At 53.1% G+C, this 15261-nt stretch carries 12 protein-coding genes; 6 read left to right on the top strand and 6 right to left on the bottom strand.

Annotated elements, in window-relative coordinates; genetic code table 11:
* The first annotated feature begins 257 nt into the window (after nucleotides 1-257).
* A complete protein-coding gene (locus tag FGB90_RS16275; protein ID WP_138811914.1) occupies nucleotides 258-1532 on the top strand; it encodes a GntP family permease in 1275 nt (424 codons plus the stop codon).
* Between the two features lie 303 nt (nucleotides 1533-1835).
* Here the strand turns inward: FGB90_RS16275 and FGB90_RS20165 are convergent, their stop codons facing one another.
* Nucleotides 1836-2741: a GNAT family N-acetyltransferase gene (locus FGB90_RS20165; RefSeq protein ID WP_138811915.1), complete on the bottom strand. Its 906-nt coding sequence runs from the start codon at nucleotides 2739-2741 to the stop codon at nucleotides 1836-1838.
* Nucleotides 2742-2849: 108 nt separating this feature from the next.
* Between FGB90_RS20165 and FGB90_RS16285 the strand changes: the two genes are divergently transcribed.
* Entirely contained in the window at nucleotides 2850-4184 is a 1335-nt protein-coding gene (locus FGB90_RS16285) for a Na+/H+ antiporter NhaC family protein (RefSeq protein WP_171051885.1), read from the top strand.
* A gap of 26 nt (nucleotides 4185-4210) precedes the next feature.
* Here FGB90_RS16285 and FGB90_RS16290 read toward each other — a convergent pair whose 3' ends face one another.
* The gene (locus FGB90_RS16290) at nucleotides 4211-4927 is read right to left on the bottom strand and encodes a DUF5694 domain-containing protein (RefSeq protein ID WP_138811917.1); all 717 of its coding nucleotides are present in this window, start codon (nucleotides 4925-4927) and stop codon (nucleotides 4211-4213) included.
* Between the two features lie 21 nt (nucleotides 4928-4948).
* Nucleotides 4949-5725: an AAA family ATPase gene (locus FGB90_RS16295; RefSeq protein WP_138811918.1), complete on the bottom strand. Its 777-nt coding sequence runs from the start codon at nucleotides 5723-5725 to the stop codon at nucleotides 4949-4951.
* 426 nt (nucleotides 5726-6151) lie between these two features.
* Between FGB90_RS16295 and egtB the strand changes: the two genes are divergently transcribed.
* From egtB to FGB90_RS16310, 3 genes are all read left to right on the top strand, one after another.
* Nucleotides 6152-7426, top strand: coding sequence for an ergothioneine biosynthesis protein EgtB (egtB, locus tag FGB90_RS16300; RefSeq protein ID WP_306419241.1), 1275 nt, complete (start codon nucleotides 6152-6154; stop codon nucleotides 7424-7426).
* A 212-nt stretch (nucleotides 7427-7638) separates the two neighbouring features.
* Nucleotides 7639-8256, top strand: a complete 618-nt coding sequence (locus FGB90_RS16305) for a flavodoxin family protein (RefSeq protein ID WP_281280068.1) — start codon at nucleotides 7639-7641, stop codon at nucleotides 8254-8256.
* A gap of 139 nt (nucleotides 8257-8395) precedes the next feature.
* Nucleotides 8396-8881, top strand: coding sequence for a PH domain-containing protein (locus FGB90_RS16310; protein WP_138811919.1), 486 nt, complete (start codon nucleotides 8396-8398; stop codon nucleotides 8879-8881).
* Nucleotides 8882-9089: 208 nt separating this feature from the next.
* Here the strand turns inward: FGB90_RS16310 and FGB90_RS16315 are convergent, their stop codons facing one another.
* The gene (locus FGB90_RS16315) at nucleotides 9090-10727 is read right to left on the bottom strand and encodes an AMP-binding protein (protein WP_138811949.1); all 1638 of its coding nucleotides are present in this window, start codon (nucleotides 10725-10727) and stop codon (nucleotides 9090-9092) included.
* Nucleotides 10728-11082: 355 nt separating this feature from the next.
* On the opposite strand from FGB90_RS16315, the gene FGB90_RS16320 reads away from it, so the two are divergent.
* Nucleotides 11083-12012: an acetamidase/formamidase family protein gene (locus FGB90_RS16320; RefSeq protein WP_138811920.1), complete on the top strand. Its 930-nt coding sequence runs from the start codon at nucleotides 11083-11085 to the stop codon at nucleotides 12010-12012.
* A gap of 324 nt (nucleotides 12013-12336) precedes the next feature.
* Here the strand turns inward: FGB90_RS16320 and FGB90_RS16325 are convergent, their stop codons facing one another.
* Nucleotides 12337-13863, bottom strand: coding sequence for a gluzincin family metallopeptidase (locus FGB90_RS16325; protein ID WP_138811921.1), 1527 nt, complete (start codon nucleotides 13861-13863; stop codon nucleotides 12337-12339).
* Nucleotides 13864-13981: 118 nt separating this feature from the next.
* The gene (locus FGB90_RS16330; protein ID WP_138811950.1) at nucleotides 13982-15181 is read right to left on the bottom strand and encodes an NRAMP family divalent metal transporter; all 1200 of its coding nucleotides are present in this window, start codon (nucleotides 15179-15181) and stop codon (nucleotides 13982-13984) included.
* Nucleotides 15182-15261: the final 80 nt, after the last annotated feature.

Here is a 15261-nt window from a genome sequence, read left to right on the forward strand (position 1 = left end):
TTTTATTGCGATTGGGCTTTTTTTGTTTGGTAGAGGTGGTTTCGCTACGTTCAGCCGGGTGTTCGCTACGTTGGGCGGCTTTTTCGCTATGTTCACCCGGGTGTTCGCTGCGTTAGTCGGCCTTTCCGCTGCGTTCAGTCTGCTATTCCAGGAACAGGATTTTTTCGTACACCGAAAGAACTGTTTTCTTATTTACCTGCCAATGAACGTCAAAAACAGGTATGATAGGGGAAAATGTGACGTTAGGAGATTGTTGGATGGACATGGAACTGACGGCTTTCGGCACAATCCTCGCCCTTGTGGCTACGATCGCGCTCATTCTGATCCGTGTCGCCCCGGCCTATGCCATGATGGCAGGAGCCCTGATCGGGGGGCTCGCAGGCGGTGCGGGACTTGTGGATACAACACAGATTATGATCGGCGGTGCCGAGGGCATGACGGGCGTCGTGCTGCGGGTGCTTGCTGCCGGAGTGCTGGCCGGTGTTCTTATTGAATCCGGTGCGGCGAAAAAAATTGCCGAATCGATACTTGAGCGGCTCGGTGAAAAGAAGGCCCTCCTTGCTTTAGCCGGGGCTGCGATGGTACTCACCGGTGTAGGCGTGTTTATCGGTGTAGCCGTACTTACCCTTGCCCCGATCGCCCTTGCGATTGCAAGAAAAATCGGGATGTCCAAGCTTGCCATTCTCCTCGCTATCTCGGGAGGCGGGAAAGCCGGTAACATCATTTCCCCGAACCCGAACAGTCTCGCTGCAGCGGAGGCGTTTCAGGTACCCCTCACGACAGTCATGTTTGCGGGTGTCCTCCCGGCTGCGGCCGGTCTATGGGTGACTTACGTGATTGCCCGACGGCTCCGGAATACAGGGAGTGTGGTTGAAGAGGCAGATTTGAATACTGAGGTTAACGGTTCATTGCCGTCACTGGCCGCAGCGCTCACCGGGCCGGCCGTTGCGATCTTTCTTCTGATGCTTCAGCCGCTGGTTGGGATCTATGTGGATCCCCTTTTTGCATTACCTGTTGGGGGCCTCATCGGAGCGCTTGCTATGGGCAAAGCATCTCATCTGAACATGTTTATCAGCTCAGGGCTTGAAAAAATGGCCGGAGTGGCGATTCTTCTGATCGGTACCGGGACGCTTGCCGGTGTAATCGCCAATTCAGCTATGATCGGGCACATTCTGTCAGGTATCGAAGCATTGGGGCTGCCTTCCTACACACTGGCCCCACTTGCCGGGATCACCATGAGCGGGGCGACGGGATCCACAGCGGCGGGAACAGCGGTTGCCGGCAGCGTGTTTGCACCGACCATGTTTGAACTGGGTGTACATGCCCTGGCTGGTGCTGCGATGGTTAACGCCGGAGCAACTGTGCTGGATCATATGCCGCACGGGACATACTTCCACATTACCCGGGCGAGCGTACGGATGGGGATGAAGGAGCGGTTTCGTCTTCTCCCCCATGAAACGCTCGTGGGCGGGGTGATTGCCCTTGTTTCCACGCTCATGTTTGGGGTGTTCGGGGGATTGTGGCTGTGGTAGGAGATTGAAGTGGTGAGCAGATACTTTTCTGTTTACCGGTGAATTGGCTGCGTTGAACCAGGTGTTCGCTACGTTCATACTGCATTTCGCTGCGTTGAGCCGGGTGTTCGCTACGTTAGGCCTGCATTTCGCTGCGTTGAACCAGGTGTTCGCTACGTTCGGCCTGCATTTCGCTACGCTGAGCCGGGTGTTCGCTACGTTCATACTGTATTTCGCTGCGTTCACGGTTGCCCTCTATTTCTGCTGCTTACAGGCTGTCGCTCAAATTAACAAAAATAAACCGGCCCAACTTACGGGGCCGGTTTATTTTACGATTGTTCCCTGGTGAAAATACATCTGCCAGCGTCCGTCCGCTTTTTTCCACACCGATGATCGGAGCGTGCGGTGATCCCTTGTGGCATCGTACACCCGGTAAGTGACGAGCGCTGTGTCGGGGCTCAGCTGGCGGCATTCAAGATCGCTCATCCGGAAGTCACGCACACCGATGCCGGCGGGATCGAGGCAGTCCGCTTTCGTAAACGCCACGCCGGAGCTGCCGAACTCAAAGAAATCGTCGTGAAGCAGCCTCTCGATCTCCCCCGCGTCTGTCCTCACTTCGGGACTCTGCAGTTTTAGTTCAAGCTGTTCGAGCTCATCTTTCAAAGCCTCCCCGTTCATCACCGGATGATCATCCTCTCTCAGCATGCCGAACACATAGTGGTCCCGCCATTCACCCTGTACCTGCTGGTTACGCCGTTTACGGCCCTCAATTATAAATCCCGCCTGTTTCAGGCAGCGGATCGAAGCTTCATTGCGCACATCGCACAAAGCTTCGAGGCGAAGTGCGTTCAATCGGGTAAAAGCGAGATCCCGCACAGCGGCGGTTACTTCCGTTCCGTATCCCCTGCCCCAGCTTGCCGGTCCGAGAAAATAGCCGATGTCAGCCACCTTCTTTGCCCCGTTCTGAAAAACAATCGTGGCATTGCCGATAACCCTGCCACTTTCCCGCTCTTCAATCGCCAGGACGAACACGGTCCGGTTCACGATTTTCTGCAGGGCGATCTGGGCCCGCAGGTTTGTCCTCGTCTGACCCGGGTGCTCGTTTGGTCCCCAGTTGAGATACCGCACCACCTCGGGGTCTGATTTAATTTCATGTATGTCGTTGAGATCCTCATCGCGCAGTTCACGAATCAGAAGCCGCGGCGTATCAAATGGTGCAAGTCTGGTCATGGTCTTTCCTCCTGAATCTATCTGTTCCACACTGAGAGGCGTTTTTCCTCTTTTTTCGACGTTCTGAAAGGCAGAATCTGTGTTACGATGGCTTGTGGAGTGATAAAAATGAAGCGCACTTTTACATTAATAGAGATTATCATGATTTTTGCCGTAACGCTCGCTTTTTTGATGGGGGCCATTGCCACAGGCTTTTCCCTGGCACTCGCCATGCTTCCCGGTGTGACCGCCCTCATCCTGCTCTGCCGTAAAAAAGGGATCAGCTGGACAAATCTCGGACGTGCAGCGGTTACAGGAATCAGCCGGAACAGAAACGTAGCGTGGCTGCTTGCATTTATCGGCCTGATTCTGCCGACGTGGTACATGGCAGGGACGATTGACGATCTGAATGCCCTGTTTCTCACGTTCATTTCACCTGAATATTTTCTCACCGTCGCTTTCCTCGTCACCGGGCTTATGTCGTTTACGGTGGGGTCTTCAGTGGGGAGCCTCAGCATCGTCGGGATTCCCCTGATGAGTGCCGGGCTCACGCTCGGTCTGCCGGCACCGCTCGTGGCGGGGGCGCTCGTGTCCGGCTCATTTGTCGGTGACCGGTCGTCCCCGCTTTCGAGCTCGTTCCAGCTGCTTGCGTTCAGTGTGGAGCTGAAAGTACAGGAGCATCTGCGCTCGATTACACCGACGATGATTGTGACCGTGACGCTGACGGCGATGCTCTTTTTCCTGGCGGATATGATCACGGCAGCTGATGGAACCGCGGGCGTTGCCGGACCTGGAGCGCTCGAGTGGAACAGCCTGCTTCTCTCCCTCATTCCGCCGGTCCTCCTGCTTGTGCTCATTTTTACAGGAAAAGACATGAAGACCTGCTTTACTGCAGGGATTCTTGCCGGGGGCGCCATTCTTCTGTATCGGGGCACCGCTGTTCAGATGTGGGTTGAAGGCGCAGTGACCGGCGCAGGCGGCCTGAACGGCCTCATCGGGATGCTACCGTTTGTTCTGTTTATTCTCATTGTCGGCGCCTACTGCCAGATCATCGAAGAGACGGGAATGCTGCAGCCGTTTATCGAGCGGGTGTTTCACGACACGTCGAACCTTACGAAAAATACCGCCCAGACGGTGGGTGTGGCGGCCGGTGTGAGCCTTATTTCGCCGAATCAGTCGTTTCCGATTCTGCTTGCCGGCCGTTCGCTTCTGCCCCACTGGCGGACGCACTTTCACCGCCGGGAGCTGTCCCGGACGCTGGCGGATTCCACCGTGGTGTTTGCAGGACTCGTTCCATGGAGTCTCCTTGCGATTCTGTGCAGCACGATCGTAGGCGTCCCGGTCATCGCTTACCTGCCGTTCGCCGCATTCCTGTGGCTCGCCCCGATCGTGACGATCGTCTTCAGCTGGGTAAAATCAAAACAGTCTCCACGCCTGGAGACAGCCGAAAGCCGCTCCTCGTAAAATGAGGGCGGCTTTTTTTGTGCACCTTATATGATGTCATGCAGGTTCAGGACTTCGTAATCTCCTGACTCTCTTAGAAACTGTGAAACGAGATGGACGTGAGCCGAACCGATCATAAGCAGCAGCCTGTCATCTGTAGAGTGATTGAGCTGCGTGAGGTTGTGATAGATAGTGAGGTTCCGCTGATACCACCAACGCATCCAGTCTACCCCGATGTAGTCAGTACCTCTTCCGACCCGGGCGATCTGCATGTACATTTCGTGTTCCACTTTAAGCCTTTGCGGGTCGTTCACCTGTATCAGTCGCTCTTTTACCGGGGATTCAGGTGACGGAAGAGCGAGCTGGGGGATGTAGTCTTCCACGATGCGCTGGTGCAGCCTCGGCTGATGCAGTTCCGCCCATTCGAGAACCTCCCCCGCGCTCCTTTGCCCCACATTTCCCATCCAGTCTACGCCATGAATCCGTTCGTGTCCGAGTCTTTCAGCGAGGGGAAATCCGATCAGCTCCACTTCGGAAGAGCAATGAGTCCTGTTTCCTTCAAGGAATTTCACGTACTTGCGGTTCAATGCCTCATCCTGCTCTTTTTCCACTTCAAACGCGAGCCTGTTTGGCCTGAAATCAGCGAACATGTGGATCACATTGCTCAGCTCATTCCCCCTGATATGCAGCTCATCCGTTTTCAGGAGGTCGTCTGTGTCCCCAAAATGAAACGTGCCTGCAATGAGTAAGTGCGGTTTACCCATGGATTCCCCTCCTTCCATAATTCATAAGTGCCTCAGAAACTGCCCGGGGTTGTTAAGGAAATCCCTGGTGAGCCGGACATGCTCCAGTTCATCATACCGGGCTGACTTCATCACACCATTTTCAATTACTCTGAGATCCGCACCGGGTACAGCCATAAGGATGGGAGAATGGGTAGCGATGATAAACTGGCCGTTTTCCTCCGTCATCCCATTAATCATTGAAATAAGGGAAAGCTGCTTGAGTGGTGAAAGAGGGGCCTCGGGCTCGTCAAGAAGATAGAGTCCGCCGGGTCTGAACCTGGCTTGAAACAAGTCAAGAAAGCTTTCACCATGCGAACGGACATCCAGCCCATCACCGTAAAAATGCTTCAAATCACTAACTGTACGGGCATACGGCAGCACTTCCAGACTATGAGGGTCCTTCGCCCTGATCTCATGGAGTTTTTCCTCTGACTCTTTCTTTTCCCGGGCAGTCCGCCGGGTAAAAGATATAAAATCACTCGCTCTGAAAAAGAATCCTTCGCGGGTTTTAGCCGACCACGTCAGCTTCATCGCCTCAGCCAGCCGCCTGGCCGGTTCAAGTGACGGATCTGAATCAATATTTTCCCCGCCTATCAGCCTGCTGCCGGTATGAACAGCAATTCCCTCCAGGAGCGTCGTTTTGCCCGTCCCGTTGTCTCCAACCAGAATGGTCACCGGCTTCTCAAACCGAAGTGTGCCGAATGACTGAATCAGGGGGAGGCTGAACGGATACTGATCGTCGCCCCCGCCATTGAGTGTCACTTCTTTCAGATGCATGCCTCTCTCCCCCTACAGTTTTCACTCTGCATTTTTAAAGTACACATGGTTATCGGTCCACTCGCGGTTCTCCTCTGCCTGAGAAACCCGCGTACCATTTCTCATAGTCTTTTTCATTGAGCGGGCGCAGTGTGAGCCGCTCCGTTTCAGCGTGGATGTCTGTGAAGCTGATTGTCAGTGTGATCGCTTCCTTTCGCAATGAGTTTTAATTTTGCTCTGCTTAAATTGAATACTGTTTTTGCCATAACTCATCACACCACACCTTTCGCAGTTGATCTATGGATAAGTGTACCATTTCTCTCAGTCTCTTGTTAAAAACCGGTAACAACTGATTATTCGAAAAGGATATCTTCCTATTTTGCCGGAATTAGTTTATTTGTACGTTTGAAAGGGTATTTTTCAGTAGTTATTCAAAAGGAGGAGATTGTGATTCAGACGACTGGTACGATGCAGAGTGAGCAGCTTGTAAGAGATTATTTGTACGTACGGGATTTGACGATGCGCATCACAGAACCTCTCGAAACGGAAGATTACGTGGTCCAGAGCATGGAGGATGTGAGCCCGCCAAAGTGGCACATGGCTCATACCACATGGTTTTTTGAGGACTTTATATTAAATAAATACGTGGACGGATATGAGTACCGTTTTGAAGCGACGCGGAAACTGTTTAACTCGTACTATGAAACACTCGGAAAACCGTTTCCCCGGCACCAGCGGGGCCTCCTCTCACGTCCGACAGTGCGGGAGATCATCCAGTACCGTGAAGAAGTGGACCGGGAGATGGCAGCATTCCTGAAGGATCCGGCTAACCTGACAGAAGAAGTGCTGTCCCTTCTTGAAATCGGTCTTCAGCACGAACAGCAGCATCAGGAGCTTCTGCTCACGGACATCAAGTACAACTTCTCCATCAACCCCCTTCACCCGGTTTTCAATACGAAGCCCCTCTCCCCTGTTGAGACGTACGCGCCGCCGATGGAATGGCAGCGTTTTGAAGGAGGCGTTGCAGCCGTGGGCACGAATGACGAGCACTTCTCTTTTGACAACGAACGGCCTGAACATAAAGTCTACCTTTATCCTTTTTCCATAGCATCCCGCCCTGTCACCAACGGGGAATACATGGCTTTTATTAAAGAAGGCGGTTATTCCAATCCGAAATACTGGCTCTCCGATGGCTGGGCTGCTGTGAATAAAGAAGGCTGGGAGGCACCCCTTTACTGGGAGCAGACGGGCGGGGAATGGTTCTATTTTACGCTGAACGGTTTTAAAAAGGTGGAACCTGAGGAGCCTGTCACCCATATCAGTTTTTACGAAGCGGATGCATACGCACGCTGGGCCGGCTGCCGGCTCCCGAGCGAACACGAGTGGGAAACGGCGTTTAAGGACCGGCCGGTAAAAGGGCAGTTTCTGGAGGCGATGGATTTTCATCCTGCTTTTGACGGGGACCAGTCACCGTACGGCTCAGTGTGGGAATGGACCCGCAGTCCGTACACTCCCTACCCGGAAAACGCCAGGCCTGAAGGGGCGCTCGGGGAATACAACGCCAAGTTTATGAGCAATCAGATGGTGCTCCGCGGCGGTTCGTGTGCGACTCCGGACAACCACGTCCGTCCGACCTACCGCAATTTCTTTCACCCGGACAAACGGTGGCAGTTCAGCGGGATCCGATTAGCAAAGGATGAAACGGGCTATGATCAGGACTGATGATACCGGGAGATTCACCCGGTGTGACGGATCAGACAGGGGAAGCGGCCGGCGAAACGTTTTACTTTACCGCAGGTGAACCGATCCACACGGGAAATTCCTGAGGCTGGTTCGCTCTCACGTATCCGGAACCTTCAAAAGCTGTAGAAATATAGTTTAAACCGGCTGGAGCTGAAGGCTCTAATACTAAACAAGGAGGATGATCTGCAGGGATGGCAACGATTAAATGTCTCATGCTGAACACATCACTGAAACCGAGCGACGAAGAGTCAAACACGAGTGCCCTCCTGCAGGAAGCGGCACGATGGATGGAGACAGAAGGCGTTCAGGCTGTCGAGCTCCGGATCGCCGACTACGACGTCCATCCGGGGATTGAGCCGGATATGGGCAATGGCGACGAATGGCCGGAGCTCATGGCACGTGTAAAAGCGGCAGACATTCTCGTGATTGGCACGCCGATCTGGATGGGTGAAAAAAGCAGTATCACTACTCGCATCATGGAACGACTGAATGCCTCCAGCGGTGAAGAGAATGAGAAGGGCCAGCCAATCTACTACAACAAGGTGGCAGGTGTGGTCGTAACAGGTAACGAGGACGGCGCGAAACATGCAGCTCAGTCGATCCTTTACGGTATGCACCACCTTGGTTTCACCGTACCGCCGAACGTGGAAGCCTACTGGGTCGGTGAGGCCGGGCCGGGACCTTCTTACATGGAAGCGGGCCGGGACAGCGAGTTTACGAAGAAAAACACGAAGATGATGGCGTTTAATCTGGTGCACTTCGCGAGGATGCTGAAGGAGCATCCGATTCCGGCAAAGGGAAATTCGTAGAATCATGCAGTTGAGTCAACCACCCGTTCTTCGGGTGGTTTTTTTAGTTCGACAGAAGATTATGCAAAAAGGATTTGACAAAGGTGCATGGTAAAATAATGTTATATTATTCCAAATAAACGTCAGGGTGATTAAAGCCATGCATAAAAACCAGGTGAAAAAAGTGGTTTTCCATACAAGGATTGATTCTTTCACAGTAAAAGTCATGGTGGGAAGCAGCATTGTGATTGGTGCTTCGGTCTTTCTTCCTTTGCTTCTGTCGGAATCAACAGCCGCTGATGTCCTCATTTCAATAGTTATTTTTTTATTCAGTATTGGATTTTTCTGCTGGATTGGAATGTCTATCAGATATATCTTCCATAATGATTACTTACTTGTTAAAGGCGGTCCCTTCCGGTATCGGATCCGGTACGGTGATATAACAGAAGTTTCTCAGGCTGATGATTATATATCAGGTTTGCGGATGATGCTGTCAAAAACGGGGCTGGAGATTTTTTACCGGTCCGGTCTGTTTGGCAGCATTAAAATTTCTCCCGATGATGAAGAGCGATTTCTCGCTGAGCTTCAGAGACGGTGTCCGGGTGTGGAGATTGTGATAAAAAAGACGGATCTGAAAGGCAGTTAGGCAGAATAATTGGATAATGCGTTAGAATAATCTCAAAATCTGTTAGAATTAATGCAAATACTGTTAGAATAATTCGAAATTCAGTTAGAATTAATTGAACAGCGATATTGCGTTCAATTAATCCGGGTGTGAAACCGGACGGCTTCTTTGAATAAGCACGAAAGCGCAGCTCCCGATGGGATGCTGCGCTTTCTTTGTATCATAGGCTTCACTTTTTAGCCGTGGCGAGGGTGCTGATGGCCTGCTCGCGGAGGCGGAATTTCTGGATTTTGCCGGATGCGGTCATCGGGTATTCGTCGACGAATTCGATGTAGCGCGGGATTTTGTGTCGGGAGATGCGGCCGTCGAAGTAGTCGCGGAGTTCTTCGGCGGTGGCGCTCTGCCCTTCTTTCAGAATGATGTAGGCGGCAACTTCCTCTCCGTATTTTTCGTCCGGGACGCCGACAATCTGGACGTCGAGGACTTTAGGGTGCTGGTAGAGAAATTCCTCGATTTCCCGCGGGTAGATGTTTTCGCCGCCGCGGATGATCATGTCCTTGAGACGGCCGGTAATGCGTACGTAACCGCTTTCATCCATAACAGCAAGGTCGCCTGTATGGAGCCAGCCGTCTTCGGTGAGGACCTCGCGGGTCGCTTCTTCGTTTTTGTAGTAGCCTTTCATGACGTGGTAGCCGCGGGTGCACAGTTCGCCCTGCTGGCCGCGCTCGACTTCCTCATCTGTTCCCGGGAGGACGATTTTGACTTCCACGTTCGGGAGCGCACGTCCGACGGTTTCGGTTTTACGCTCGAGGGAGTCGTCGACGCGGGTCTGGGTAATAACGGGTGAAGACTCGGTCTGGCCGTAGGCGATCGTCATTTCCTCGGCTCCCATCTTATCGATGACCCCTCTCATCACTTCGATCGGGCAGTTGGACCCTGCCATGATGCCTGTGCGGAGAGCAGAAAAGTCGTACTTATCGAAGTCCGTCTCGTTCAGCTCGGCGATGAACATGGTCGGCACGCCGTGAAGGGCGGTGCACTTCTCTGCATCGACGGCTTTGAGCACTTCTTTCGGGCTGAATTCCTGGACCGGCACGATGGTTGACCCTGCGTTAATACAGGCGAGAATGCCGAGAACACAGCCGAAGCAGTGGAAAAACGGCACCGGGATGCACATGCGGTCGTCGGCGCTCAGGTTCATGCACTCGGCGATGTTCCGGGAGTTGTTCACCAGGTTGCTGTGGGTGAGCATGACCCCTTTCGGGAAGCCGGTCGTGCCGGATGTGTACTGCATGTTGATAACGTCGTCGGGGTTGAGGCTGTTCATGCGCTCGTCGAGTTCCGCGTCGGTTACGCCGTCGGCTTTGTCGAGAAGATCGGGCCAGCTGAACATGCCGGGATGCTTTTCACTGCCCATAAAAATGACGTTTTTAAGAAACGGCAGCCGCTCGGATTTGAGCTCACCCGGTTCGCAGTGGTGAAGTTCCGGTGCGATTTCGTAAAGCATGTCCAGATACGACGCACCTTTGTATTCGTCCATGAGCACGAGCGTTGTGGCATCGGACTGCTTGAGCAGGTACTCGAGTTCGGACGTGCGGTAGTTTGTGTTGACGGTAACGAGAACGGCTCCCATTTTTCCGGTGGCAAACTGGGAGGTGATCCATTCCGGTTTATTTGTGCTCCAGATGGCCAGGTGATCGCCGGCTTCGATGCCTAAGTTCATCAACCCTTTGGCCACGCGGCGGCACTCGTTGTCAAATTCCCGGTATGTAAGGCGGAGTCCGCGGTCCGGGTACACGAGGGCCTCGTGCTCGGGCTGTTTTGCTGCCATATCTTCAAGAAGCTTTCCTACTGACGTGTGAATCATTTCTGCCAAACTGAACGCCTCCTCTTTTTTGTACACTCATTATTAAAGCTATTGATTTGCAAATTAAAAATACTCCCAATGCAGGCGGATGCTTTCTGCGGGCATCACTTCAGCCTCCTCGGGAAGAACGCCCTGCGGGGTCTTCAGTCGATGCTTTTCCCGCCGGAGTCACCGCCTTTCGTTCCATTATTACTGAGGAAGCATGAGCCACTTACAAAACAAATTATTCATACACCTATAGATGAATTATATCGGGTGACTGAGCGCACGGTCAACCAGTTTTCTGAATGTTCATTATATTGTGTTCTGTCCATCTTTCCGGTAAAGTCGATAGTAATCGAACGGGGGGATAGTAATGATACATACTTTGAAATTGGAACAAAGCTTGATCCGGGGCACGTTCAGCCGGGAATACGGACCGGTGCTGACGGTGGACTCGGGGGATACGGTGCGGATGACGACACCGGATATCGAGTGGGGTTACTCGGCAGCCAGAGGCGAGGAGCGCCAGGTATTTGAGAGGCTCACGGACGGGGACTGCCATCCGATTATTGGCCCGATTGCGGTTAAAGGCGCTTCAGCAGGCGATGTCCTGGAGGTACGGGTGAATGAGCTCCTCCCGGGGTGGTACGGCCGGAACTGGGGCGGCGGCGGTGTAAGCTGGCAGAATGAACAGATGGGGATTGTGGATGAGGAGAAGGCGGCCCTCGACTGGACGCTCAGTCGGGAAACCGGAAGCGCTTCGGCTCATGTTAGCGGCCGCGAGATTAGTGTAGCTATGGGGCCGTTTCTTGGTCTGATGGCGGTGGCCCCTGCCGAAGACGGCGTGCACTCCACAGTTCCCCCGCGGCGCGTGGGCGGTAACATCGACTGTAAGGAGCTCGTAACCGGCACGAAGCTGTATCTGCCGGTGGAAGTGGATGGTGCCCTGTTTTCCTGCGGAGACGGCCACGCAGCCCAGGGAGACGGTGAAGTTTCCGGCACTGCAATTGAGTGCCCGATGGATCTTGCGGACGTCACGCTCACAGTGCGAAAGGATATGGAGCTTCAAGGTCCCCGGGCAAAAACGCCTGCCGGATGGCTCACGTTCGGATTTGATGAGGATCTGAACACCGCGGCCGGCACGGCACTTCGGGACATGGTGACGCTCATTGGCAAACTTTACGGAGTGACGCGGTCCGAGGCTGCGGCCCTTGCCAGTACCGTGGTGGATCTGCGTGTGACGCAGGTTGTAAACGGTGTGAAAGGCGTGCATGCGGTGCTGCCGGACGGAGCAGTGCGGTAATCGGGCTCCTTGCGGGCAGTTTCAGGGGCGTTGAGCTACCGTGAGAATTATGATTTTCTTTGTCAAACACGCAAGAGGCTCGGACATAAGGAAAGTGTTTAGATCAGAATCCGAACTAAAAGCTGATAAGCGGATGAAATATTCGCCGACTCCTGCGGGAGGAAAAGCGCAGGTGAGACCCCGCAGGGCGCAGCACGCGGAGGCTCAGCCGCTTCCCGCGGAAAGCGGCGAATATTTCAGGAGCGATTTACCTGCACCGCATATTGCTTGTTCGGATTTTCGTCTGTAAAAATACTTCTGTCCCGGCCCCTTTTTTATATGCTGTTAGATGAGCTTCGCTTTACCTCCGGCTTCCAGCCACTTTCCGAGCCATTCGAACGTAAACGGCTCACCGCAGAGACTTTCGACTTTTTCCTGCCACAACAAGCGCTCGCCCGGGACCATGAAGACTTCTTTTACTTTTGAAAAAACCTCTGCCTCATCGTGCATCCCTTCAATCCCGAAATGGTGACGGATCATGTCGCGGATCGCATCCGCATAAATGTAGCTGTGGACGTAGACCGGAAAACTGACGAACACCGGCTGAACGGCAGGGTGAAATCCGTCCCCTTCAAAACCGAACACGTCAATGAACAGATCCGCTGCCAGTCTGCCCAGGTCCTGCTCCGGGTTTATGTACATTTCCCGCTCCACAAGACTCAGATAAAAGAAGTACATCCCCGTCATTTTCTCTGCCGTTTTCCTTGTGGCGATTACCCGCTCCGCCTGTTCCGTGGTGAGCCCGGCAGTTTCTGTGAGCCATTCTTTCTGAAAGGCTGCTGTCATGAAGAGTTCGGCCATCGCCTCGTGTCCGATCGTACTGCGCAGGTTTCTGAACTCGTACACGGACGGGTCGGCAAATGCATCATACAGCGCGTGGCCCATTTCGTGAAAAGCGGTGGCAAAAGCGGTATGCCTGCTGCTTTCATTGACGATCACTTCGGTCTGATCAGGTGAAACATCGATGCAGAGCCCCTGGAATGCCGAGGGCTTTACCTGAAGACGAATTGGAATCCGCTCGAGGTAAACGCCAATTGTCTCCAGGCTTTCAGAAACAAAGCGGCGGATATTTCCCCCGATAAACGGCTTTCCCCCGGTATCGAGAAAGTGAGTAGCCGTATACATCCAGTCGCCTGCCTCCAGGACGGAGTAACCGAATCGGTTCTTCACCATTTCGGTGAAATCCCTGTCTCCTGTAAAAAGCCGTCGGCACTCCTGCACATACTGCTCGAAATCAACCCCTTCCTCTTCACATTTAAAGGCGTGAAAATGCTGGTACTCCATGCTGCGGGCGAGCTCGTTCCGTTTATGGAGCAGCGCCCTGAACCCGTCCTCGTACTCGGCCCCGAGACGGTTTAAAGACTTATTAAGCCGGTGACGCTTTTTCTGGTTGGCGCTGGAGGCGAGATCCCTCTGCACTTCAGCAAAAGAAAAAGTTTTACTGTCCACTTCAATCTGTGACCCGTGAAGTTTCTGCTCGTAGACGCTTTGCTGCTCAATCAGGCCAGGATCAACTCCCGCCCGCTGGGACACTGTTTCCTTAAGCATGAGCCCGAGCCTTCTCTTCCAGACCGGGTCCTTCACTTCTTTTTGCCACTTCCTGACGACTGATGCAAAGCGCGGGTCTGTGAGCATATTTATTTTTTCGAGCTTCAGTTCACCAAGCTCCGCCGGTACCTCTCCTTCGCTGTACTGGCGGAATTCCAGCCGGCTGATGTTCTCCCTTAGGCGATCGAGTTTTTCGAGTTCCTTTTCGTAGGATGCTTTCCAGTCTTGTTCGCCTTTAACCCTCTCCAGGTTCTCCACATTCACTGTACGGCCACCTCCTTTATCTGAAATGTAAGATAATTTAAGTGTATCATATTTCTGGAAATGTAAATCCAAAAGAAACCCGGCACTCTATCTGAGTACCGGGCTGCAAATATTACTATTAAAACATCTGGTTCCACAGATCCGGGATCGTTGTCGTCAGCGTCATAAAGCCAAAGTACGTCATAATGATGACAACGAAGGCCCCGAAGACGGTGAGCCACACCGGGTGTTTGTAGTCGCCCACGATTCTGCTTTTATGGGCTGCAAAAAGAATACAGCCGAGTGCGAGAGGCAGAATCAGGCCGTTAAACGCCCCTGCCAGGATGAGAAGCGTGACAGGCTGACCGATGACAGCAAACACGCTCGTGGAAAATACGATAAATCCGACTGTCCAGTAGTTTTTGTACTTTTCGATCGCCGGGTGAAACGTCGTAAGAAACGAGACGGACGTGTACGCTGCCCCGATCACCGATGTGATTCCCGCTGCCCACAGTACAAGACCGAAGATCCGGAAGCCGATTTCCCCTGCTGCGATCTGAAAGACGGACGCCGTAGGGTTATCGGGGTTCAGTGCAAACCCGGCCGTTACGACTCCGAGCACGGCGAGAAAGAGAACAAACCGCATAATCGAGGCTACCATAATTCCCGTTATCGCTGTGTTGGTTACGTAACCGAGGTTGCGTTTCCCGGAAACTCCAGCATCAAGAAGGCGGTGCCCCCCGGCAAAGGTGATATATCCCCCAACAGTTCCTCCAACTACCGTCACGATGGCGAAAAAGTCCACTTCAATTGGCGCAAAAGTACGCAGAGCTGCTTCACCGTAAGGCGGATGACTGGTTACCATCACATAGGCTGTAAGAAGGATCATGAGTGCTCCGAGATAACGGACAATCTTGTCCATCGCTACGTTCGCTTCCCTGGACAGGAAAACGATGATACAAATAATCCCGGTCATCACAGCGCCGATCCTCGCATCGAAGCCGAGAAGCGCATTTACACCCATTCCGCCGCCGGCCACGTTTCCAATGTTAAATGCGAGACCGCCGAGAACGATGAAAAACGCCAGTATGTACCCGAGTCCAGGCAGGACGGCATTGGCGATTTCCTGGCCGCGCATACGAGTGACAGCCACGATCCGCCAGATATTCACCTGGGCGCCGATATCGAGAATGATGGATGCTAAAATGACGAAGGCAAAGCTCGCCAGAAGAGTTTCGGTAAATACTGCTGTCTGAGTCAGAAAGCCCGGTCCCACTGCCGATGTCGCCATAAGAAACGCAGCACCGGCCATGGCGCTCATCCGTTCTTTCGGGGTCATCTGCTTTCTGTCGTCAATTTGATTGCTCAAGCTAAATCATTCCTTTCCACAATTAAAGACCTTCTCCTACTTTACCCCTT

Origin of the sequence: Alteribacter natronophilus (genome assembly GCF_006007885.1) — a bacterium.
Classification (GTDB): domain Bacteria; phylum Bacillota; class Bacilli; order Bacillales; family Salisediminibacteriaceae; genus Alteribacter; species Alteribacter natronophilus.